Source organism: Vibrio sp. CCUG 15886 (assembly GCF_028570825.1).
Classification (GTDB): Bacteria; Pseudomonadota; Gammaproteobacteria; order Enterobacterales; family Vibrionaceae; genus Vibrio; species Vibrio vulnificus_B.
This window is the reverse complement of the sequence record NZ_JAQQBT010000001.1, coordinates 250,920-274,696: the sequence shown is the minus strand read 5'-3', so window position 1 is coordinate 274,696 and position 23,777 is coordinate 250,920. Positions and strand designations below refer to the sequence as shown.

Sequence of the window (23,777 nt, the reverse complement as noted above, 5' to 3'; positions counted from 1 at the left end):
CGGTTACTCTCCCTTTGAACTGGCTAGCCATGCATTCGCCTGCTCGACCACCGTCTGCATGGATAAGATCAATTGCTGTTTGTTACGTTCAACGTGCTCAGGTTCTTTTTGCTGTTCAACGCGTTTCGCCAACGCGGCCAACTCATGCAACAGTAAAGCCCCTGCCGCCCCTTTTACACGGTGGGCAATGGCCGCGACATCGGCACCTTCTTGTTCGAGCTGTTCAATATCAAAACGAAATGACTCGATAACGACATTCGCCATCTCTTCTCTTTCTTCTTCTTGATATTCCTTCAACCAATTGGCGTTAGTGTCCGCTTGTTGAACTTGCTCAGGCAAATAGTGCGCGAGTACGCGTTGCAGTTGTGCCAGTGAATACGGCTTGTAGATCACCTTATCCATCCCGGCTGACATGGCTTTTTCTGCTGCGATGCGTGAATCCTCAGCGGTGCACCCAACAATTGGTTTCGCCGCAAATGAGAGAATATCGCTACGCGTTTTTGCCGTTAATTCAAAACCATCCATGATTGGCATATGGCAGTCAGTGATCAACAAATCAATGCCCTCGCCATGCTGTTGGAGATAACGAAACGCCTGTTCACCATCTGCCAGCGCAACGCTAGTAATGCCGATTTCTTTTAGCTGTTTTTGCATCAATAAGCGATTGATCGGTTCATCATCGACGATCAGCACCCTGCCCTGCAGCTGGCAGGTCACTTGTTCATTGGGACGACGAACGTTGTCAGACTCCTGAGCAAGCCACTGTTTGAGTAATAAATCCGGATAGAGGTTATCCATGGGTGACAATGACCAATCGACAAACTTTGGCAAACCGTGCACGGCATTCCCTCGCGTACCCCATTTTTCGAACCAAGCCATGACTAGGTCACTTGCTCCGAGGTAGTGCGCCACTTCAATCTCACTCGCATAAGCGCGGCCTTTAACCGGGATCCAGACCGACACCTTGGTTCCTTGCTCTAGCTCGCTATGGAATGCGATGGTGCCTCCCATCAAATCCAGCAAACTTTTAACGATAGACATCCCAAGGCCAGTCCCCCCAAAGCGGCGAGTAATGCTGGTATCGGCTTGAACAAAGGGCTGGAAGACACAATCGAGTTGAGCCTCAGTCATACCACAGCCAGTGTCTACAATCTCAATTGATAGCGCATTTTCGTCGCAAGCAATCGCCACCTTTATCTGCCCGGCTTCGGTGAATTTCACCGCATTAGAAAGCAAGTTGCTGACAATTTGGTTCACTCTCAACGCATCGTACTGCGCGTCAATGTACGCCGTGGGTTGCCAATGAACGTTAAACTGTAATCCCTTTAGCTGCGCGCTTGCTTCAAAACTTCGTAACACAGGGCCCAGCTCTTCGATAATTCGATACTCTTGAATGTCTAGCTGCAACTGGCTTGCCTCAATTTTTGAGAAATCGAGAATGTCGTTCACATGCAAACTCAGACGCTCAGCCGAACGGATGGCGTTATCAAGCAATTGCTGACTTTCGCTGTTTGAAAGGCGATGAGACAGAATCTCCATCAGCCCCAACATGGCAGCAATCGGGGTTCTTAATTCATGGCTCACCACCGCTAAAAATTGATTGCGTGCTTCAACGGCTTGCAACGCCGCGCGGTTGGATTCTCGCAGCGCCAGCTCGGTTTGCTTCAAGTTTGAAATATCGCTAAACAGCGTGAGATAGTGAGTCATTTCCATCTGGTCATGGAGGATGGCTTTGCGCGTCACATGGTAAAAACGCTCCCCCATACCACATTCGCTGGCCGGCACTTGAATGATCTCTTCAAATTCAGCTTGCTCTCGCTCAGATAAATGAAGAAACGAACAGACGCTCTCTAGATCGACACAGCCATTCTCTCGACATTGACGAAAACTCGCTTGATAAGCTTGGTTTGAAAGCACCAAACGCCCTTTTGAGTCCGAAATGGAAATCATGTTAGGGATGGTATCGAGCAACTTGGTTAACCAACTGATTTGATGTTGGGACAACTCAACCACTTTTTCACTCTGACGCAGCGAGTCTTTCAAGCGTGTCGACCAAAGAGAAAACAGCAACACGATCAGCAACGCCAGACACAAAGCGATCAACGAGTAGATAATGACCTGCTGCTTGTCATAGCCAAAATGAAGCATTACTTTGCGGTAGGCAGACTGAATAGAATCGATCTCCTTAACGGAGAATGTCTTCAGCGCGGTGTTTAGCATGTCATGAAACATGGGATCGTCTTTACGAACCACCATCGCTAATTTAACGACGAATTCGGTCTCTAGAGAATTTGCCAATGGCTTAAAGTGATCGCGATGATCGTCAATCAACAATTGATGAATCAGATCTTGATTCATCAACGCGTGACTCACTTTGCCCGATTCCAATTGCGGTAAGAGTTCTTCTAACTCACGGAACACACGCACATTTCGATAGTCTCGATTCACATCCAGATAGGAGTAGTAGTTGCCCGTGCGATCAAGAATTGCCAGATTACGCTCTTGATAGTCAGCGGTACTTTCCACCATATCAAAAGTGATATTGGCATAGGGCTCGGTGACGAGAAAGTCGCGCTGGTCCACGCCTTGGTAGTTACGAGCAGGCAGAAGGTCAACAACACCATCTTCCAACATTTGCAGCACATCGCGCCCTTCTGCTGGCACATACTCAAATTCGAGTACGCTGCGCATGCTGATACGATCCAGAATATCGTGCACATAGCCTTTCACTTTTCCATCTTGATCGCGATAGGAAAGTGGAAAGGTTTCTTCTTCGATCGTATAACGAATCACTTGCTCTCGCCCTTCGTCAAACAGCAAACGAAGGCTGGCTTGATCATTCAAAAAATAGATGTCTTTTGAATGAATTCGACTGCGTGTTAAGCCTCTTTGTTCTGCCAGAATCACTTTGTCGATAATGGACTTCAGTTTGCGCTGCTCTTTGTTAAACAACACACGATTAATTTGGGTACCCAGTGACTTGTCAAACAACACCTTGCCCTGGCTGACCTCTTTTTCGCTCAAGAAATGGCTAAGCGAGACATAGTTGCTGATAGTGGCATCGGCTAACCCTTGCAAGATCATTTGCGTAGCGGCCTGATAATTGCGTGCGGTGATAACGTTGTGATAACCCCGCTCGGCCAGCACTTCACAATAAGAGGTTTTTTCAACGCAGACCCATTTGAGGGATTCGAGCGGTTCAAGCTCAAGGGCTTTGTCGCGTAACCAAATCACGCGCACATTTTTGTACAGCGGCAATGAAAACAGGAAATCATTTGCGCGAGACGGCGTTTTGCCAAAGCCAATCACCATATCCACTTCTTCGTTTTTTAACCCAAGCAGCATCTCGCGAATACTGTCGTAGCCTTGGTAGCGGATCTGTATGCCTAGCTCTCTGGCAAAGCTCATTGCGTAGTCGTGGTGAATACCTTGAGGCGCGAGCTCTAGCCCTCCCCAATATGGTAACCAACTATTGTTTAGAATGCCGACATTCAGCACCGGATGGGCTGAAAGGTAATCGCGGTCTGCATCTGATAGATAATTAGCCGCAGAGGTCAATGATGTGAGCAAACTAAGCAAAGCGATCGCGGCGATTCGTAACAACAAGCAACAACTCTCTCTAGTGATGATTATAAGGTGGGGAAGTGTAGCGATTGATTGACAAGCGCACAACATTTAAACAGTGATGATAAATTTTACTTTTTATAACGATATCAACAAGATATATTTTTGTAGGAATATTCTCACAACAATTAATGAGCAATCACACATTAACTGATGAGTGAGAGATTGATGGCGAAAATGACTTTTCTATGTTCATTTTTTTTAAACTCGGTATAGTACCCGCCCCAACCTATTTTCCACTTAAGGATTGCGCCTGTGACTGCACCATTTAACACTCTTTCTCTCAAGCCTGAACTGCTATCGACTCTTGATACATTGGGCTATACAGAGATGACGCCAATTCAAGCTCAGAGCCTACCATTGGTGCTCGATGGAAAGGATGTGATTGGTCAAGGAAAAACAGGTTCAGGGAAAACCGCCACCTTTGCTTTGGGTCTGCTGAGCAACCTGAATGTCTCGCGCTTTCGCGTTCAATCGCTTGTTCTTTGCCCTACACGTGAATTGGCGGATCAAGTCGCAACGGAAATTCGTACTTTGGCTCGTGGCATTCACAACATTAAAGTGCTCACGTTGTGTGGTGGCATGCCTATGGGGCCACAAATTCTTTCGTTGGAACATGGTGCACACATCTTAGTTGGCACACCGGGGCGCATTCTCGATCACTTAAGCAAAGGCCGTATTGATCTTGCAGAACTGAATACGCTAGTGCTTGATGAAGCCGACAGAATGTTGGAAATGGGCTTCCAAGATGCGATTGATGCCATCATTGACGCCGCACCGACTCAACGCCAGACGTTACTTTTCAGTGCGACCTTCCCAGAGCAGATTGAAACCATCGCAAGCAAAGTGATGCAGAATCCGGAGATGGTGAAAGTAGAGTCTACACACCAAAAGAGCACCATCGAACAACGCTTTTATCAGCTCGAGAGCACCGAAGAACGTGACAACGCTTTGAAAGCTCTGCTGCTTACGCACAGACCTGAATCTACCGTGGTCTTTTGCAATACCAAGAAAGAAGTGCAAAACGTCACCGACGAGCTGAACCATCGTCGCTTCAGCGTTATCGAACTGCACGGTGACATGGAACAGCGTGAACGTGAACGCGCGTTAACCATGTTTGCCAACAAAAGCATTTCTATTTTGGTCGCAACTGACGTTGCCGCTCGTGGTTTAGACGTGGATAACCTAGACGCCGTGATTAACTTTGAGCTTTCTCGTGACCCTGAAGTGCATGTTCACCGCATTGGTCGTACTGGCCGCGCGGGCGCGAAAGGGATTGCGATCAGCTTCTTCAGTGAGAAAGAGTTGTATCGAGTAGAGCGTATTGAAGAATACATGGGTATTGATGTGCATCCGGCCAAACTGCCTCAACCGGAAAACCCTAAACCTTACTACCCTTCAATGCGTACGATTCAAATTTTGGGTGGCAAAAAGCAAAAAGTCCGTGCTGGCGATATCTTAGGCAGCCTAACCAAAGAAGCCGGAATTGATGGTAAGTTGATTGGTAAAATCAATATCTTACCTATGGTCTCTTATGTTGCTATCGATAACTCTGTGGCCAAAATCGCCGAACAGCAACTGCAAAACGGCAAAATGAAAGGGCGAAACTTTAAAGCCCGAATTATGAAAGGTTAAAAACGCGTTTCCGTTCATAGCAAGTGTCGGTGATCTTGACTCACCGACACTCAACTCCCCCTAAGCTCTACCACCTCTCCTCCTTCGACAACGCGCAAAGTCCATAAGCCACTCGCGTACAACTTAGTGACGAAATTCCCATGAAAGCATCGCGAAGAAGCCATTATAATCTTGTTCAACGCGCCCCATATTGGCCGTTTCTGCATCGAACAGATAATCCGCCTCATTGAAGTCTTCAAAACGCAGATTTAATAGCACACTTTGGTTTTCCGCCACGCGATAATCGCCTATAAATTCGAGGCGATGCGTCACCGAGTCTACATCTGGATAGCTGTAGCCTGCTCCTGTGGTATTGGTTTGTCCACGACCATGGTTGTAGCTATAGTCCAACGACAAGCTGAGTTTTTTCTCTAACAAGTTCTGCCGTTTAAAACCAAATCCCACTGTGGTCACCCTGTCTTTTGTTTCTGTTTCGTAGCGATTCCAACCCGGTGCTGCGCTGTTGGCGTGCTGCTGTTCAAAGCGAATAAATTGTTGATTGAAATAGAGATGACCCGTGGTGTCGTCTTCAAGATAAAAGCTGACGCCGAGATCATAGCCGTAATCCTGCCCTTCACTGCGACCGATATCAGGTTGCGGATACCGCTCATCAGCCAACCACGCGATAGCGGTAAATTGTGCGTTATCGGCAAGATCGTAACTGGCATCGCCACGCAGCTCCAAACGCTCACGATCTGCGAGGTAAAATTGACGTAGATGGGGCGCATCAGCAGAGGTTTGCGTCCATTTGGAACCATCACGTGTTTGATACGAGAGTTTTCCTCCCATTCGCCAATCGGCTTCAGGGCGATACACGGTACCTAGATAGAAGGTATGCTCATTGGTTTCTTCACGCACTGCGTATTGGCGCTTGTCTGCCCGATACTCATAGCCCGCATTCAAGCGTAACGAGCGGGAATAACGATGGCCCAACTTCGCATCAAACTTAAATGCATTCCTATCGTATTCTTTACGCGTTTGACCAATCACCACTTGGCGATCGGAGCGATCATCGCGATCACGATAATCCACCCCTAGCTTAAGCGAGGTAGAACGACTCAAACGATTGTGATAGTTCGTATCGATCTGAACCGTATCCACTCGCCCGTGGAAACTATCCGTTGTGACCGGAGACTGAGGAAATGGATTCATGCCCCCCCCTCTGAGGTAGCACGTGACAAAAGCAGGCGTCCGTTAAGACTTTGCTCTTCTAGCTGGTAATTTCCCGAAAGTGACAATTGATGAAAATCGTTTTCCGGCTCATACGCCAGTTGATTGGCATACGGATTCGCTTGCTCACCGTAGTAAAGGGCGCTGTATTTCTGACGAAAGAATGCGCCTTGATAAGAAATGTCCGCATTCCACTTCTCTTCAATGTAGCTAACCCCCGCAGCGGTATTCAGTGTTTCATAGTCCACCACCTTCGGAAGATATCCCGGTACATTGCCATAGGCAGGTATTGAGGAGGTATAAGCCGTCACTGTGCCTTTTTTTCTTTCATGTTGAACGGCGACATGCGGTTTCCAAGGAGAATGTGGCGTGAGCGCAAGCGAGAGATTCAGTGTTTCTCTTTTCACACCTTTCTCAAAAGTGGCTAACTCACCCGCCGTCTGTACATTATTTTCTCCACTGTACGCGCTGAGTAATGCTCCATTCCAATAGTATGGCGATTCTCGATAGCGCCCTTGGAAGCGTAGGCCATCATACTGGCCCACATCGAGTTGCATTAAAAACCGTTTTAACCCTAGATCTTCAATTTTCAGCTTGCTGTAAAACCCATCTTCGTCGTATCTCGATAGATCGGTGTTGAAGCTGCTACCCACGCCTTTTCCGGGATCATTGGAACTCCAAATTGGTGGGACCCAGTTATTAAACCGAGATGCGCCGTCGTTGTTTTGGTATCCCAGCCCAAAACTGATTTCCCCAATCCACTTGCCGTCACTTTCACACGGTTCACAACTCCAGCGACTGGTGTCTGCCTCACTCGCCTGTTGTAAGGCGTAGTCATCAGCGAGCGCGGGAATAGCGAGAGCGGCAACAATGGCGGCCCACAAAGGTGATACGTTCATGACACCCTCCCTAGTTTCTTAATGACATGCCGCGCGGATGATTGGTTCCGTGCACTTGATTGTGGCAGTTCAAACAACTGCCTCCCCTCACCTTGAGATCATTTTCCGGTATCTCAACATTAGCGTGCGGCACGCTATGGCAATCCTGACAAAGTTGCGGAAGCCGTTTAATCAATAACGCCTGATTGACCGCCCCGTGTGGATTGTGGCAGTTAGAACAGTCTTCTGTGACGGGTTCATGCTCCCACAAGAATGGGCCACGTTTTTCTGAGTGGCAATCCAAACAGGTTTCATTAATGGTGGTTTGCTTCAAGCTGTACTCATTGACGGTTTGATGGGGATCATGACAACTCGAACACTCCAGCGAACCGTTGAGAATCGGATGACTACTGCGTTTATGCAGATCAGACTTTGTTTTTGCATGGCAGTTAGTACAGGTTTCCACTTGTTTTTCGGCCACCATCATAGGGTCGTCTTTCTCATGCAATTTATGGCAACTCGAACAAGAGAGATCCTCAAAGGCATGTTCGCTACTGTGCCACGCTGAGCGACTCGAGTCGGTATGACAAGATAAGCACACACTGTTTTGCTTTTCTGACGGCACTGGAGACATAGGGCCAAAGGTAATCATGGGTTCACGCATTTCACCTTTGCGAGGGTTACGTTCATGATTGTTTGCCGGGCCATGGCACGCTTCACACTGTTTGTCGCTCATTGGCCCATGAATATTGGCCGACTTACCATGAATATTGTCGAAAATTCCCGTTGCGGGTAACTCTGAATCGTCATCATGGCAGCGTAAACAGCCATCAGGGCCACGTCGTGAATACTTTCCGTCACTAAACTTCTGATCCAATATTGCTTCAATCGCTTCACGAGAATCGACCACAGGCTGCGTAGAGCTCTCTTCGGCGCTCAAATTTGAAGAGAGACCAAGCGCCATCACTATCGTCACGAACCACCACTGAATCGTTGTTTTCATAAGATTTTCCTATTGCTCAACCGTGGTCCGGAAGGCTCTCCCGGACCACTCAGTTAACGGTATTCGTACACTTTATGGACTTTATCTACGCCTTGCTCCTGACCAATGGCGTGACACGTTGCGCACTGTTCTTTACCCGTTGCTTCCACAGCGGTATCCGCGGCAAACACGGCCCCGTTTTTGATCATATGATCGAGCACGGCATCACCAGGAATCGTATCGGGATCGGCATTGGCCAAAGGCGATTCAATATGACACGCTCCACACGCTACTAATGCGGGGCTGAAGTATTTTCCACTGGCCAACGAAGGTCGTGTATTTTTCTGGCTTGGTAAGTTGTATTGTCCTGAACCATGGCACGCTTCGCAGTTGTTAATCGCACCAGGGAAGACAGATTCACCTACATGCGCAGAGCCGAAGGCATGGAATGAATGAACATGATATTTGAGATCCGCGGCCATGCCTGCGTAATACGCAGAGCGCTCTGAATTGTGGCAATTTTTACACTGCTGCAAATCCGTTGCTGCGTGTGGATGAGCACCCAATTTGTGAATGGTGAGCTCTTTGTGACAATTGTTGCAAGACGTTACCTCTGCACCAACAGGCAAGGTATGCGGTGTTGCGATACCGCCCACATCAAACGTTCCTTTTGCGTTCTTAGCAGCAATCACATAAGGGTATTTCAAATTATCAATGCCAGTGAATGTCGAGCAATCCGCCAACTCACCCGTTGTTCGGTCGGCACACAGCGGCATATCGGCCACATTCACGGTCAACGTCGACGTTGCAGTTGGCAAAAGCGTCGCGCCAGTGAAGTCTTTCTGGCAAGTGAACAAGCCATTGCCTTGTGCGGTACAGGTAGAGAGATCCAAACCATTATTTGCCAGCATTGGGCCTTCACCGTTATCCCAATTGAGCAGTAAGTTGACATGACCATGCTCGTTAATAAATGGCGTGATTTCACTAAGCGCGCTAATGCCAACGCCATCTTTCTGAATGATGACATCAACTTCAAACATGGAATCCACAAAGCGCGCCTGCTTAATACTGACAAGCAACGTATCTCGTGCTGCCGCTAAGTTATCCAAACGGCCTAGATGCACTGTGCGAGCGCTTCGGCTGGCATCCATACCAATAATTGGGTCACCGTTCTCATCTCGCTCATAAGGGCGATGGCAACCTGTGCAGGTTTCTCTATCCCAGGTAAAACCGACTTCATTGTCGTGTGCGCCTCTGTCTCTGTACAAATGACAAGACTCACACGCCACTTGGCTAGGATGTTCAAACCAGTTGTTCGCATCTGAGGCTTTTGTCACATCTTGCGAGTGACAAGTCGTACAGTTACGCGCGTCTTGTGGAAATGGATTGCCTTCCATCACCAATCCATTGATGTCCGTAACCAAAACACCATTGCTATCGACTGGCTGTTTGTAGGTTGTCGGATCGCTTGAACTTGAGCCGAGGGCATACACATTTCCGTGATACTGATGCACGATGGCGGCCAGTGGTCGACGACGTGGGGCGGCACCGGGATTACTGTCATTGTGGCAAGACGTACAAACCGCGATGTTGTTATCAATGGAACGATACCCAGGACCATGATGCAGTGGTTCACCCATATGGCAGTTAGAGCAAGTCTCGTCTTCAATGACATTGCGAGAAACCGTTTGATCGGATGGTGTTCCAGGAATCCATTGGTACACATAGGTAAATCCTAGCTCTTGGTCACCATACGCCATCACAATACGATGCAACTTGTCTTCATCCCACGCGATCATGCCACCATTATCTACTGAGTCAGTGGGGTAAGGGTCGGCAACATTCAGAATGTCTGCAATCGCAAAGGTATAAGTGTAGCCACTCTCTGTTTTGAGCAACTCTCCCCCCGCTGTCCAAACATTTTCCATGCTCGCTCGATTGGTTGCGTCATTACTAGAATGGTGGAAGCTCTTCCAAAACGTATTGCCATCTCGCCCACCGCCGCTTCTTTGAGGCATTGCTTTAAGCACCGCGATACGAAAATCTTTCGTCGCATCGAATTCATAGGCGCGGCCTGATGCATCAAACACTTCAAAATCAACCACAAGCTTGGTTTCACTGGCCCCTTCAGGTACCACGAGTTGAGGGGTAGCCACTCTGACCGTAAAGTCTTTCCCAAGCTGGGGAGGCGGCGTATTTTGATCGTTACCACTTTCTGGTCCACAAGCAATCAGTAAAATACTGAGTACAGAGGCCAACATCGCTCTTAATATAATCATAGGATTATCCCTTATTCCTATTAATCTTCTGTATGTTGGAGTTGTTGCTTTATACTTTACGTAATTGTAGTGGAGTTTTCCCAGATTTCCCGTCAAGATACCCTATCGTAATAGGCTCATAAAAAGGAAGAAGCCAGTAAAAATAACTCGTTATAAATTATATTTCATCGGAGTGAATACAACTGTATTTTTATATTTATCAATTACTTTCCAACTATCAGACAAGACATTTAACGCGATTTACATAATAGCATTTCACTTTTGAGACATAAGGCACACATATGAATTTGAAATATTCAAGAATTAAACTACAAACTTAAAAACCAATATAATCAATCACATAAACAAAACAGGGCAGTTGACAAATGATATAAAGACTCATTTAACCCATGCATCCTCTCTATTTCCATTGAAACAGAATTAAGAAAAATCGACATCTAATTGATTTAGATCATCTATTCCATCGTCATAAACTAGATATTAATGAGGTTAAATAAAGCTAAACACCAAATACCTCACCCGTACATAAATGGCTCAATCACTAATCCAAATGAATCACGAATTCAATTCCGTAGCACAACAAATAAAAATATCAAAGAGATCGAGCAGATTTTAAATAATGTATTACTATCAAATTAGAAAGCCAACTAACTTTAGAAAGTATCACTGCACTATTTAATTATAGGAACGTCACGCTATGCTCGATAAAAAATCTACTTTAAACAACATCTTCTGTACCATTGCTCTGGTTATCGCTTCAATTGGATCAGCTTTCGCTAGCACGCAAGCCCTCGTTAGCGAGAAACAATGCGATGCATGCCATGGGGCAAATGGCGTGAGTGGGCACACTGATATTCCCACCATTGCGGGCATTCCTGAGTTCAATCTCAGCGACCAAATGCTACGTTACCTAGAAGGTCGCCCCGCCAATACCGTCCAACACGTGTCGGGAGATATCAGTCAATCCGGAGACATGGCAACCATCGTTCGTTCTTTAACGGAAGACGAAATAGAACAACTGGCAGCCTACTACGCTGATATGGAGTTTGTTCGCGCAAAGCAACCTTTTGATCAAGCACTGGCAAACCAAGGTAAAGCCATTCACCTAAAAAGTTGCGAAAGCTGTCATGCCGATGGCGGAAGCGATCCTCTTGATGAAGCGTCCATTTTGGCAGGCCAACAAAAAGGCTATTTGTTAACCACCTTAACGCAATTTCATCAAGGCAAACGTTCAGCAGATAAGAAAATGGATAAAGCGATTAAAGCCTTATCTCAAGAAGAGCGACAAGCACTTGTTGAATATTATGCAAGCTTCCAATAAATACGTTTATATCAGGGAGTGGTCTTATGAGCTTATGGGATAAACCTCGCAACAAATGGTGGTTAGGCGTTCCACTTGGAGGCGTTTTGGCTTTTGTTATTGGTGCCATAGCCATGACCGGCTTTCATTGGGGTATGACGTTCACCAACAGCAATGCGTTTTGTTTTGGCTGCCATATTGGGATGGATACAATTGTTGAAGAATACCAAGAGTCCGTTCATTTCAAGAACGCCAAAGGTGTGATTGCGGCAACGTGCAGTGATTGCCATGTCCCTCGTGAATTGCTGCCTAAGCTCAAGTTAAAAATCATGGCGACTGCGGATATCTTTCACAAGTTGTCGGGCGACATCACTCTGGACAACTTTGAGACAGAGCACCGACCTAGACTGTTTGAAAAAGTAACCAACGAATTTGTGGCAAACAAATCACAGCAGTGCCGCTACTGTCATAGTGTTGAGATGATGGATTTCACTGCGCAAGATCGAACGGTTGCTCGTCGGCATCAAACCATGGAGGAAAGAGAGAAATCGTGTATTGATTGTCATGCGGGAATCGCGCACAAACTGCCGCAACAATCTGAATAAACATGTCGACATTGCTATCGCTATACCCAAACAACTTGGCGTTGCAGGTCGGCGGCAAATGAGTGAGTCCTCATGAGCATAGATACGCTATGTGATTAGGCCGGGTTGGCGATCAGTGAACGAATGCAGCCAACACCGTTGCAGCTTCTAGTAGGAAGGGGATAAGTGGCTATGCCTACCAAGTAAGTAGCATAAGGTCACGCTCATTTGCTTATGCTAACTCCCCTATTTTGAAAAATAACTGTATTTAACAATAACCATATTGATAAATAAAATGGCGAGCCGATTGGCTCGCCATTCGCATTACTTACTGATGCTTACAGTACTCTGACAACTCGGAATCCTGCAAAGTTTGCTGCAGAATCAGGAGAAATAAACAACTGCGATTCCGCTTTTGCTTTTTCAGGAGAGAAGCTCCAAGCACCGCCTTTTAACAAGCCTTTGCTGTCTGCGGTCCATTCCCAAACGTTACCAACCACATCATAGAGACCAAAGCCATTGGCACTAAATGACTTCACTGGAGAAGTGCTGTTATTTGACCAAGGAGTTCCCCCCCACCCTGTATTAGCTTGGCCCGAACCAAACTTCTCGCCCCACCAATAATCGGCTTCCGATCCCGCTCTCGCAGCGATCTCCCACTCGTCTTCGGTAGGCAATCGGTAATGGTAGCCTGTTTTGTCAGATAGCCAGTTAACGTAGGCGTTCGCGTCATTTTGACTGACACAGACAACCGGAGAGTTTTCTTGCTGGCTGAAACCAGGATCACGCCAGTATTTGTTGGCAATAGGTGTGATCGCCGCTTGTTCGATACGAGTACAGATTTTGTGTAATTCAGCATCTGTCTGATAGTTACTTTGGTCAACAAAAACACGGAACTGAGCAACCGTAATCGGCGTTGTACTTATCGAAAATCCGCGATTCAAGCGAACTTGCTTACCCGCACGCTCACCTATCATATAAGTGCCTTCTGTCACGACCGCCATTTCAGGTGCTGGTAACGAGCCTAAGTTATCCGCAAACGTCTCACCCGTTTTGGCCACATTGCGTTTCGCCACTAGGTTCGCTCTCAGTGTTTGGTCTTGACTAACCATCAGATCGGTACGGAAGGTACTGTAGCCTTCTTTCTCAATGCTGATCTGGTGATTGCCCATCGGCAGCATAATCTCAACAGGGGTTGAGCCATACTTCACCCCATCAATCAAAACGGTATCACCATATTGATTGGAACGAATGGTCAGCGTATGCCAAGCGGTTTCGGTCACTTTTTCACCGTCAACGACCTGACTTGGAGAAAAACAGTATTTCGAATCAATGTTCAGCAGCTTACACGGCGCATTTTCAGCAGGTCGAGTGTTTAAAGAAACCTTAAGAATTTGCGTGTATTGATTCTCACCTGAAAACTCAGCTTTCGACGACTGGTGCTTCAATACATGGATATTCAGAGCGGCTTGCGATTGATTCTGTTTGGCCAATTTGGCTTCGGTTGTTCCGTCGATCAGTTCGCTTTGGTACTGACGAACCGCTTTTTGCAGCGCTAAGGTCGTTGTTTGTTTCGCACATTGTTCAAGTGTCATATCGCTACGACAAGTATTGGTGAACGATACGGTGAGATCCCCTTTCTGGCTGATTTCACTGCGTATGGTCGCAATACGAGCACGTTGACGTTCTTCTTGAAGCTGTGCAATTTTGCCACGAATCACCGTTTCTTCTGCGTTAATCGCGGCCAACTCGCTTGCGAGTGTTTCATGCGTTTGACGCGCTTCGAGCTGCTCGCTTTGATTCTGCTTGACCTTAGACCAAGCGGACTGATAGGCACTCTGAGCGGGCATCAAATCAAAATCAGGCGTATCACTTAAACGTTGATAATCTTTCTCAAGCTGTTGCTTCGCCTTATCGAGTCGTGCAACAAGTTCAGCCTCTTGTTGTTTCAATCGCTCAAGCTGCTCTGCTTGGTTATTCAACTGATTCTGTTTAGCCGATTTCTTCTTTTCCGTATCGCTAAGCAACGTGTTTTGGGTGAACAAAGCGTCATCAACAACCACCACAGGGCTTGCTTCTTCCGCCATCGCAGGAATTCCAGCAACAACAGGCAGCATGGCAAGTGTAAGTGCAGAAAAAACTAAACGCATGATAAATACTTCATTAAAACTTAGGGAACATGCCAAATTATCGAAAAATGGCGTTTAAATAAAAATGCGAAAGCAGGGTTACCCCTGCTTATCTTCAACCAACTTGACCCAAACGGTATCGGTCGAGCCGACATAAATCTCACGATTATACGTTTCGTAGCCCGGTTTCGACACCGTAAAACGATGCTTGCCTTTAGGCAAGAGCAATTCGACTGGCGTACTTCCGTAGCTAACGCCATTGATCGTCACCGCATCATTGTACTGATCCGATCTTACCGTTACTGTGACCCAATCTTTTTTCTCTTGCTTTGATGAGTTACTGCTCGCTGATAAACAGTAGCGGCTTGATACAGAAAGTAGTTTACATGCTGCCGTTGCTTCTGGTTTTGCTTGAAGCTGAGCCTGAATACTCGTGCTATACGCACCATTGCCAGAGAAGCCACTTTCAATCGTTTGACTCTCTTGAACGTGGATATTTAACTGAACACCTTGCAAGTTTTGCTTCGCCAACACCGATTCCGTCAAGCCTGACAAAAGTTTATCTTTAAAAGTGTTTACGGCTTTTTGCTTGGTGAGATATTTGCCTTGGCTAATACACTCGCCAATCGTCATCGTTGATGAACAAGTCGTCGTGTAACGTGTTTCTAGTACCGCGCTTTCGCGAAGCTCAGCTTCCAAACGTTTTACACGCGCTTCAACGTGAGACTCTTGTAAATTCGTGTATTCACTGTTTAAGCGTGCCAGCTTCTGTTTTAGCTGAGATAAACGAGATTCGCTTTCTACGATACTTTGATCACTCTTGAGCTTTTCGTTTTGATTCTGTTTCAACGCTTCCCAAGACTCTTGGTATTTTTTCTGGAAAGAAACAAGGTCAGTATCTGGGTCTTCCAGTAAACGAGCATACTGCTTATCAAGAGCAGATTTCGCTCGGTTACGTTTCGCTTCCAGCTCTTCGGCTTCTCGCTGCAAACGAGCGTTGTCGCCTTTCAACCCTTTCAGTTGACCGCTTTCTTCGCTGTATTGCTCTTCTACTGCTTTGATCTCTTGTTGTTTTGCATCGATTTTTTCATCAACGGCGGCAACTGGATCGGCCTGATTCACCTCTTCTGCCAACACAGAAGATGCCCATGGAAAACTTAGCGCAAGCAAAAGCGCTGGGATTGGACGTATGTTCATAGTTCCCTGCTCAAATAACGTTACATTCTGTACGTGCAAAACGAGATAAGCATCTCGTTAATCTAAACAAACCTTCCTTCTAGTACCGCGACAAATCCGTACTTGAGAAGAAGCTCAAGAGCTCTGCTAATTATTAGAAACGATCTCCTGAAAAATCATTGTATATCAATCCTGTTGAGAATATTGTTTTCAAAGTCTAAACCAAATCACACTTTTGAGCTAATTACATAATTTTATCGCTCAATTTTGCTCCTGCTGACAGTAATGGCATCAAGAAACAACCAGTTACATTACGAAAACTATTGAATAACCGAGCATCGTTTGCCGGTCAAAAAATCAGCATCATTAGCAAAAACTGTGTTTTCAAGTGAAACCACTCCAATATCTCTCTATAAAACATTTAACACAAAACGTGTAGCGAGATAGCCCAATAAGTCAGAAGCGTGAGCTAATCAAAAAAACCTATCTGCCATCTCAGCCTTAAGCAATGCTCAGCTAGAGGGCAATCACAATCTTGATTTTGCATGGTGTTTTATTATTGAAAGCGCTATTCTTCTGCACCTTCTACCCAAATAACGTCGATATCTTAAACTTGTCGGGCGGCCAAGCATCTCACCGTTATTTGAGTATAATAAACACTATGGCTTATTTAGACGATTAACCAAATGAAATTTAGAACATTTCTAATACTAGCAGTAGTCACACTTTTTGCAGGTTGTGCCACCTATGCTGGGCTCAACTATGATCAGCTGTTTGGCGAGGCCGAAGTCCGCGACCGGACCGAGCACATTCAATCGGCTCAAAGTGAGTTTTTTATGCACGATGTCAAGCCCATCATCGAAAACCGATGTGTGGTTTGTCACGCTTGCTACGACGCGCCATGTCAACTTAAACTCTCTTCTGTAGAAGGTATTGACCGTGGCGCAAGCAAGACGCTTGTTTATCAAGGGACTCGTCTCACAGCCACAGCACCCACACGCTTATTTGAAGATGCACAAACCACCCAAGAGTGGCGTGATGGGGGCTTTCACCCTGTGCTCAACGAGCGTGCCCAAACCGGTGTTGCCAACATTGATGCCGGCTTGATTGCGAGATTGCTGCAACAGAAGGAGCGTCATCCCCTTCCTCAACAGGACCAACTTGAAGGATTTGATTTTTCGATTGATCGCGAACAAACCTGTCCGACGATTGAAGAATTTGATCAGTACGAGCGTACCAATCCAAGCTGGGGAATGCCCTTTGGTATGCCAAATCTTTCGGCCAAAGAACACCAAACACTCATGGCTTGGTTAGAGAATGGCGCGATCATGAACGATCACCTCCCGCTCACTCGTGAGCAGGCGGCGGAGATCACGCGATACGAGCAAATGTTCAATAAGAGTTCGCGTAAAAACCAGCTTGCCGCACGTTATATCTACGAGCATCTTTTTTTATCGCACCTCTATTTCTCTGAGTTAGAGGGGGAACCTCGCTTCTTTACTATGGTTCGTTCGTCCACCCCACCAGGCGAACCCGTACAGCGCATTGTTACTCGTCGCCCCTACGATGATCCGGGTGTAGAACGTGTTTACTATCGAATCATTCCCGAGCAAGGCACTATTGTTGATAAGACACACATGCCTTTTGCTCTCAATAGCCAGCGAATGAAAGATTGGAAAGCGTGGTTTATTGACGCGGATTACGTCGTCGAGCAGTTGCCAAGTTACGATCCTGAGATTGCCGCCAACCCAATGAGCGCTTTTATTGACCTCCCAGTGAAAGCACGCTTTAAATTCATGCTAGATAACGCACAAAACACCATTATGGCTTACATAAAGGGACCAGTGTGCCGCGGCCAGTTGGCGCTGAATGTGATTAACGATCGTTTCTGGGTTTTCTTCCTCGATCCTGACAAAGCGGATATTCCTGAAGTTAATGAGTTTTATCGCTCACAAGCTGATAATCTAAAACTACCGGGCGAACTCGAAAGTAACACCCTACCAGTCACCAATTGGGTCAAATATTCCGCCCAACAAGCTCGCTATTTAGAAGCGAAATCGGAGTTCATTAACCATTGGTTTAAAAATGGTACGCATCTCACCACCGACATCATATGGGATGGCAATGGCACTAACCCCAATGCCGCGTTAACCGTGTTCCGTCACTTTGATAGTGCCTCGGTTGTACAGGGATTGGTGGGTGAGAAGCCCAAAACGGCCTGGGTTCTCGACTACGCCTTGCTAGAGCGCATCCACTACTTGTTAGTGGCAGGTTTTGATGTGTATGGCAACTTTGGCCATCAGTTGATCACTCGCATGTTTATGGATTTTCTTCGTTTAGAAGGTGAAAGTAACTTCATCGCCTTGTTACCCGCGGATATGCGCCACCAAGAGCAATCCAGCTGGTATCAACAGCAAAACCGCCAACTGAGCGATTTCTTGCAGCGCAATGTGGTGCCCTTTAGCCAACCGACTAGTGTTGTATATAAAACCGATGATCCCAAGTCTGAGCTGTTTGACATATTACGCCGTCAAGTGAGCCCAATCCTGAATTCGCGCTATGAGATTGTCGATACTGGCATGAGCCTGAAAAACGAAGCATTGCTGAAGTCATTGAATTTGGTAAAAGGTGAAAAGCTGTTGCCTATCCCGCAAATTACTATGTTGATGGTCAAAGCAGACTCTGGAAAAGAGCAGCTTTATACACTGCTGCACAACAATGCACATTTGAACATCTCAAGTTTGTTTAACGAGGAGAAAAATCGTGACCCAGCGAATGACGACCTCACCATAGTGCGCGGCGTTGTCGGAAGCTACCCTGCGGCGTTCTTCTCGTTGAACGAAAACCAAGTAGCCGAATTCGTTCAAATCATTACTTCAATGGAATCTGAGCAAGACTACGTTAAGTTATTGGATAAGTTTGCGATTCGTCGTAGCTCAACCAATTTCTGGTCGTTTAGCGACAAAGTTCATACTTGGTATCGCAACGATCAACCTATCGAATTTGGATTGCTTGACTATAATCGTTTTGAGAACCGATAGCACAACCTAACGTAAAGGAGGTTCCCATGAGTATCCGAGATAGAATCGAAGCTCTGGAGCAACAAATTTACGTCGCTTGTTCTGAAGGTGATTATGACACCGTGAACATGCTAGAGAGCAAATTAGAACGCCTAAGAGGGCGTGTTGAGCATCCATTTGATGACGACCCTAACGCGCTGGATACCCAATTTGATTGGGACAGCGACAATTAACTGGGTAAATATCGGGCATAAAAAAGCCTCCGTTGATTGACGGACGCTTTCTTTTTGGCCGGGAGCTGCTTGGAAAACGCTATTGAACCAAGTTCTTCAGTGCGTGATAACTTAGCTCAACACACTCTTCCAACGCTTCTTTTTCGTTGAGATAGAGACTCGTTGGTGAAGAGTGGGTTTCAATTGTTTTGCACAACGTCATTAACTTATTTAGACCCAAACTGCCTGCACTGCCCTTAAGTTTGTGGGCTAGCCCTTTAACTTGCGCTTCATTCGCCTCATTGGCAGCGCTCACTAAGGCTTGAAGAATTTCATCGCTGCTGCTTTTGAAAAGTTCGATAATTTGTCGCATTTTGTCAGCACCCAGCACCTCCATATCGGAAAGCACCACTTGAGGATCCATCAGGTTGCTAATTTGAGATTGGGCAATGCTTGAGCAAGCGTCACTGCTCACTGCCGTTGCTTGACTTTCTACGCACACCAGAACTTTTCCTTCTAACATTTTTTGAATCAGCGCTGAAAGCGCTTCTTTTTCCAGTGGTTTTGCAAGGAAACCATCAAACCCTGAGGCTAAATAGCTCTCCACTTCCTCATTAAATACATGAGCAGAAACCGCAACCATAGGTGTTTTTCTTTCACTTGAATACTCTTGCTGCTTTAAACGTTGGATCAAATCCGTGCCATTACAATCAGGCAGATTGATATCAACCAACGCAATATCAAATAACTGCTGCTCAAACAACATTTGTGCTTCCGCACCATCTTCCGCCATTACTACGGTATGGCCCAAGCTGCTGAGAAACCCTTCCGCAACAATGCGATTCACAGCGTTGTCTTCGACCAATAGGATCGTCGCTTGTCGGTTTTCGGTTTCGAGCGGACAAACAACGGGTTCAACGGCGTCGCAAGGCGTCAGAGGCACGGTGAACCAAAAACGACTGCCTTCGCCCTCTTCCGACGCCATTTCCATCTGCCCACCCATGGCTTGAATGATGCGGCGACTGATTGCCAAACCCAACCCTGTACCACCCGCGGCTTTTTGTCCGCCACTGGCTTGAGTAAAGGCATCGAAAAGGGTCGCCTGCTCTTGTTGAGCAATGCCGATGCCCGTGTCAGTGACTTCGAACTGAACCACATTCTCCTGTTCGAGATCGAGGCTAACGTAAATATCCACCGCACCTTGGTGAGTAAATTTAATCGCATTACCAACAAGATTGTTGAGCACTTGACTGATGCGCGTAACATCGCCACGCCAATAATGGTTAACATCACTCTCGATATGGTAAGAGAAAGTCAGTGATTTCTCGGCGGCGCGGCTTTGCATCAGTTGGAAAGTGTCTTCCACCATTTGATGCAACTCGAAGGCGGACTCTCTAATCTCAAGATGCCCGGCTTCAATTTTGGAGTAATCCAAAACATCATTCAAAATGGCCAGGAGATTTTTACCACTGCGATTGATGATATCGGCATAACGCTTCTGCAACGGATTCAGTCCGGAGTCCATCAGCAAGCGAGCGGTGCCAAGTACGCCGTTCATTGGCGTGCGAATTTCATGGCTCATCGTGGCCAAAAATGCCGATTTCGCTCGGTTTGCTTGTTCTGCTAGTGAACGCGCTTTGGCGTGATTGAGCACTTCGTGATTCAGTTTCTCATTGGTCAGTTGTAGCTGACGCGTGCGCTCAGTAACGAGCTCTTCTAAGTGTTCTTTATGCTCTTGAAGCTCTTTTTTCGCTTTGGCTTCCCCTTCAGCAACGATTTTCAGTGCTTGAGCCGTGTTCCTTGCTGTGATGATCGCCTGCCCCATATGCGCCAGCTCGTCATTACCCCGAACTTGAAGCTCAATATCAAGATTGCCCTGAGCCACTTGCAACAACGCCGCTGAGTATTCCGTTAAACGCGTCACCACTGAAACATAAACCACTCGCCAAACAATCACGATGGCGACGATCAGGCCAGCGAGTGAAATCACCGTTAGAATGAGCTGCGCTAAGTTCAGTGTGCGAGTTAACTCTGACACGGCTTTTGTTGTTGTCTGATTTGAGTCGTCCACAAGCTTATTAACGGTACCGTTGAGCTCAGAAAAGAGCGCGAGGTTTTGCTGCATGAGCTTCTGAGATTCTAGGTTGTTTTGGTATTGTTGCCCGAGGATGTTAAACACGACTTGGCGCTTGCCCAACTCGGTAAGTAAGCTGGACATTTGCGCAGAGCGAGTAGGATCTTCCACCGCTTGAACTCGACGAACCATAATTTTGAGGTTGGCATCAAACTCATTACGCACATCTTGGATACGCTCAATATTGGTGAGTGTACGTGCTTCTTCGATCTGGTTGAGCATTTTGAATGCGAGCAGATGCAGTTCATGCAAGCGCTCGGAAAGATCAAGGTCAACTTCCACCAAGGCATCAAGTGCTTGGTAAGCTTGAGGAATTTTGTTTGACTCCAATAAGTCATAGATATGTGTCACATTCGCAACCGCAATGGTGCTGGTATTGAGCACTTGAGTGCGCGTCAGTTGTTCAAGCTCTTCGCTGAGTAGGCGCATCTCTTCAACTCGGCTATCAATCTCTTTTGCTAACCACAGTTTTTTCTCCACCGATACGCCCAAGTCGGCCAAGTTATCGATCACACTTTGCACATGAGTTTCGAGGCGCTCTAACAATAGCGGATCAAACGACTCTCCACCGCCAAGCGCTTTAATATGCGAAAGTAGCGACTCCAACTGAGAGAAAAGTTCTTTCCCTGACTGTTTTCGCTCTTCTTCATTTTTGGCGTTTGATAAGGTTTGGACCGATGCAATAATACGCGAGCTGAGCTCAGAGACTTGCCTTGCTTCAATCATGGCGGGAATAGCCGTATCAACGACATTGCGCTCTGTTTTTGCCACGAACGAAAAGCCCGATACACCAATTAACGCCGATAACATCACCAACATTGCCATGGCGATGAACGAGAGTAACAACTTCCGGCCGATACTCGCTGTTGCTAATAACATATTTTTCTTAACCTTACACAACGGCAAACAGCAGATCAGCATTGGTTCGCCGGGGAGAATACGCTATATTCTGCTACGTAACTTCCAACGATGCCAATGAACCTTGCTGCATGTTAAAGACTAAGCACACTTTTTTGCACTGTTTGCGCAAAACTTTACCACTTTCCCTTCCAATTCTATTTTCTACCCCTGTTTATGCGGCGGAAAAACTCTGTGCGATTTATCCACATTTAAAAGACTCTTACTGGCTTTCTGTCAATTACGGCATGGTGTCTGAAGCGGAGAAGCAAAAGGTTAATCTGCGCGTGTTAGAAGCGGGAGGCTACCCAAACACTGCCAAGCAGCAGCAACAACTTATGCTATGCAGCAAATGGGGTGCAGATGCTATCTTGCTTGGTACCGTTGACCCCATGGCGTTTAACGAAAACCTGCAACAGTGGACGGGCAGCATTCCCATTTTCGCAACCGTAAACCAATTGGTGCTCGATGAAACGCAAAGTAAGAATCTGAAAGGCACCGTCGGTGTGGATTGGTATTGGATGGGTCATCAAGCGGGTCACTACTTGGCACAGAAACATCCTGCTGGCTCAGGAACCAAAAATGTCGTGTTATTGTTAGGCCCGAAAAGCAGTGGCGGCACCAAGCCCGTCGATAAAGGTTTTAGAGATGCCATTAAGGGCAGTGATATCCATATCATGGAGAGTTTCTGGGCGGATAACGACAAAGAGCTACAACGTAACTTAGTACAACAAGCGATCGACACACCCGATGTTGATTACCTCGTTGGCAGCGCAGTGGCAATGGAAGCGGCGATCAGCGAATTACGTAGTGCCAATAAAACCGGCCAGATTGGCTTGATTTCTACTTACCTCAGCCATGGCATTTATCGTGGCTTATTACGCAATAAAATTGAGTTTGCTCCAACAGACCAAATGGTACTGCAAGGGCGCTTATCGGTGGTTCAAGCGGTCAACTATTTACGTCATAAGCCATATCAGATTCACAGCTCACCAACTATTGAGCCACTAACCCCAAACACGCTGAACTTCTCAACTATTGAAGACTCTTTATCGCCATCCGAATACAGGCCAATTTTTGACGTCAAAGCAGTTGAATCTCAGTGACGATTTATGCTTAATTATTTTCGAACCGAATCAGGTAACCATAACGGAAACATTTGATGCAAAAAACAACTCGCACGATGCCAGCGCATAAACACATTGCATTGGTTGCACACGATAACTATAAGCCTGAGCTGCTACGCTGGGTAAAAGAGAACAAAGAAAAATTGCAGAGCCACTTCTTGTATGCCACGGGGACAACTGGCCACATGCTTAGTCGTGAAACCGGGCTTGCAATTAAAAGTATGATCAGCGGCCCAATGGGTGGTGACCAACAGCTTGGTGCTTTAATCTCAGAAGGCAAAATCGATATGCTGATTTTCTTCTGGGACCCACTGAATGCGGTACCGCATGATCCGGATGTAAAAGCGCTACTGCGCATTGCCAGTGTGTGGAATATTCCAGTGGCAACCAACCGTGCAACGGCAAAGTTCCTTTTTGAATCGCCATTGTTGAATGAAGAAGTTGATGTCGAAATCCCTGATTACCAAGCCTATTTGGCAGGTCGCACCTAATTCTTCTTTCTAGTGCCTCAACCGCTAAAAGCGGTGGTTTAGGAATGACAACAAAAATGCCAGCAACTGAGTTGCTGGCATTTTTATTTGTTCTTTCGTG

General features: G+C 46.5%; 15 protein-coding genes. 7 read left to right on the top strand and 8 right to left on the bottom strand.

The window, feature by feature from the left end; genetic code table 11:
* Positions 1-3: 3 nt before the first annotated feature.
* A complete protein-coding gene (locus PQQ36_RS01230) occupies positions 4-3,675 on the bottom strand; it encodes a hybrid sensor histidine kinase/response regulator (protein WP_337249682.1) in 3,672 nt (1,223 codons plus the stop codon).
* Between the two features lie 204 nt (positions 3,676-3,879).
* On the opposite strand from PQQ36_RS01230, the gene dbpA reads away from it, so the two are divergent.
* Positions 3,880-5,259, top strand: a complete 1,380-nt coding sequence (gene dbpA / locus PQQ36_RS01225; RefSeq protein ID WP_273660246.1) for an ATP-dependent RNA helicase DbpA — start codon at positions 3,880-3,882, stop codon at positions 5,257-5,259.
* A 123-nt stretch (positions 5,260-5,382) separates the two neighbouring features.
* Here the strand turns inward: dbpA and PQQ36_RS01220 are convergent, their stop codons facing one another.
* From PQQ36_RS01220 to PQQ36_RS01205, 4 genes are read right to left on the bottom strand one after another with little or no spacing between them, the layout of a single operon-like run.
* Positions 5,383-6,450 (bottom strand): MtrB/PioB family decaheme-associated outer membrane protein, encoded by a 1,068-nt coding sequence (locus tag PQQ36_RS01220; RefSeq protein ID WP_273660245.1) that lies wholly within the window; start codon positions 6,448-6,450, stop codon positions 5,383-5,385.
* Positions 6,447-7,367 (bottom strand): MtrB/PioB family outer membrane beta-barrel protein, encoded by a 921-nt coding sequence (locus PQQ36_RS01215; protein ID WP_273660244.1) that lies wholly within the window; start codon positions 7,365-7,367, stop codon positions 6,447-6,449. Before PQQ36_RS01215 ends, PQQ36_RS01220 begins: the two co-directional genes overlap by 4 nt.
* A gap of 10 nt (positions 7,368-7,377) precedes the next feature.
* Positions 7,378-8,349 (bottom strand): DmsE family decaheme c-type cytochrome, encoded by a 972-nt coding sequence (locus tag PQQ36_RS01210; protein ID WP_011081116.1) that lies wholly within the window; start codon positions 8,347-8,349, stop codon positions 7,378-7,380.
* Positions 8,350-8,402: 53 nt separating this feature from the next.
* Positions 8,403-10,589, bottom strand: coding sequence for an OmcA/MtrC family decaheme c-type cytochrome (locus PQQ36_RS01205; protein WP_040110681.1), 2,187 nt, complete (start codon positions 10,587-10,589; stop codon positions 8,403-8,405).
* A 715-nt stretch (positions 10,590-11,304) separates the two neighbouring features.
* On the opposite strand from PQQ36_RS01205, the gene PQQ36_RS01200 reads away from it, so the two are divergent.
* Positions 11,305-11,928 (top strand): c-type cytochrome, encoded by a 624-nt coding sequence (locus tag PQQ36_RS01200; RefSeq protein ID WP_015727815.1) that lies wholly within the window; start codon positions 11,305-11,307, stop codon positions 11,926-11,928.
* Between the two features lie 26 nt (positions 11,929-11,954).
* On the top strand, positions 11,955-12,512 hold the full coding sequence (locus PQQ36_RS01195; protein ID WP_263225148.1) for a NapC/NirT family cytochrome c: 558 nt from the start codon (positions 11,955-11,957) through the stop codon (positions 12,510-12,512).
* A gap of 317 nt (positions 12,513-12,829) precedes the next feature.
* On the opposite strand, the gene PQQ36_RS01190 is transcribed toward PQQ36_RS01195, so the two are convergent.
* Together PQQ36_RS01190 and PQQ36_RS01185 are read right to left on the bottom strand one after the other, a co-directional pair.
* On the bottom strand, positions 12,830-14,641 hold the full coding sequence (locus PQQ36_RS01190) for an SUMF1/EgtB/PvdO family nonheme iron enzyme (RefSeq protein WP_263162706.1): 1,812 nt from the start codon (positions 14,639-14,641) through the stop codon (positions 12,830-12,832).
* Between the two features lie 78 nt (positions 14,642-14,719).
* Complete coding sequence (locus PQQ36_RS01185; RefSeq protein WP_011081111.1) at positions 14,720-15,817, bottom strand: PEGA domain-containing protein; 1,098 nt, start codon at positions 15,815-15,817, stop codon at positions 14,720-14,722.
* Positions 15,818-16,482: 665 nt separating this feature from the next.
* Here PQQ36_RS01185 and PQQ36_RS01180 point away from each other — a divergent pair.
* On the top strand, positions 16,483-18,837 hold the full coding sequence (locus PQQ36_RS01180) for a fatty acid cis/trans isomerase (RefSeq protein WP_263225151.1): 2,355 nt from the start codon (positions 16,483-16,485) through the stop codon (positions 18,835-18,837).
* A 26-nt stretch (positions 18,838-18,863) separates the two neighbouring features.
* Entirely contained in the window at positions 18,864-19,049 is a 186-nt protein-coding gene (locus tag PQQ36_RS01175) for a hypothetical protein (RefSeq protein WP_011081109.1), read from the top strand.
* A gap of 79 nt (positions 19,050-19,128) precedes the next feature.
* On the opposite strand, the gene torS is transcribed toward PQQ36_RS01175, so the two are convergent.
* Entirely contained in the window at positions 19,129-22,041 is a 2,913-nt protein-coding gene (gene torS, locus PQQ36_RS01170; RefSeq protein ID WP_263225154.1) for a TMAO reductase system sensor histidine kinase/response regulator TorS, read from the bottom strand.
* Between the two features lie 110 nt (positions 22,042-22,151).
* On the opposite strand from torS, the gene torT reads away from it, so the two are divergent.
* On the top strand, positions 22,152-23,165 hold the full coding sequence (torT, locus tag PQQ36_RS01165; RefSeq protein WP_103199768.1) for a TMAO reductase system periplasmic protein TorT: 1,014 nt from the start codon (positions 22,152-22,154) through the stop codon (positions 23,163-23,165).
* 56 nt (positions 23,166-23,221) lie between these two features.
* Positions 23,222-23,677 (top strand): methylglyoxal synthase, encoded by a 456-nt coding sequence (locus tag PQQ36_RS01160; protein WP_011081106.1) that lies wholly within the window; start codon positions 23,222-23,224, stop codon positions 23,675-23,677.
* The last annotated feature ends 100 nt before the right edge of the window (positions 23,678-23,777 follow it).

Coding starts and splice junctions, on each gene's coding strand:
- PQQ36_RS01230 (WP_337249682.1), bottom strand. CDS start 3,675: ATGTTGTGCGCTTGTCAATCAATCGCTACACTTCCCCACCTTATAATC.
- PQQ36_RS01220 (WP_273660245.1), bottom strand. CDS start 6,450: ATGAATCCATTTCCTCAGTCTCCGGTCACAACGGATAGTTTCCACGGG.
- PQQ36_RS01215 (WP_273660244.1), bottom strand. CDS start 7,367: ATGAACGTATCACCTTTGTGGGCCGCCATTGTTGCCGCTCTCGCTATT.
- PQQ36_RS01210 (WP_011081116.1), bottom strand. CDS start 8,349: ATGAAAACAACGATTCAGTGGTGGTTCGTGACGATAGTGATGGCGCTT.
- PQQ36_RS01205 (WP_040110681.1), bottom strand. CDS start 10,589: ATGTTGGCCTCTGTACTCAGTATTTTACTGATTGCTTGTGGACCAGAA.
- PQQ36_RS01200 (WP_015727815.1), top strand. CDS start 11,305: ATGCTCGATAAAAAATCTACTTTAAACAACATCTTCTGTACCATTGCT.
- PQQ36_RS01195 (WP_263225148.1), top strand. CDS start 11,955: ATGAGCTTATGGGATAAACCTCGCAACAAATGGTGGTTAGGCGTTCCA.
- PQQ36_RS01190 (WP_263162706.1), bottom strand. CDS start 14,641: ATGCGTTTAGTTTTTTCTGCACTTACACTTGCCATGCTGCCTGTTGTT.
- PQQ36_RS01185 (WP_011081111.1), bottom strand. CDS start 15,817: ATGAACATACGTCCAATCCCAGCGCTTTTGCTTGCGCTAAGTTTTCCA.
- PQQ36_RS01180 (WP_263225151.1), top strand. CDS start 16,483: ATGAAATTTAGAACATTTCTAATACTAGCAGTAGTCACACTTTTTGCA.
- PQQ36_RS01175 (WP_011081109.1), top strand. CDS start 18,864: ATGAGTATCCGAGATAGAATCGAAGCTCTGGAGCAACAAATTTACGTC.
- torS (WP_263225154.1), bottom strand. CDS start 22,041: ATGTTATTAGCAACAGCGAGTATCGGCCGGAAGTTGTTACTCTCGTTC.
- torT (WP_103199768.1), top strand. CDS start 22,152: ATGTTAAAGACTAAGCACACTTTTTTGCACTGTTTGCGCAAAACTTTA.
- PQQ36_RS01160 (WP_011081106.1), top strand. CDS start 23,222: ATGCAAAAAACAACTCGCACGATGCCAGCGCATAAACACATTGCATTG.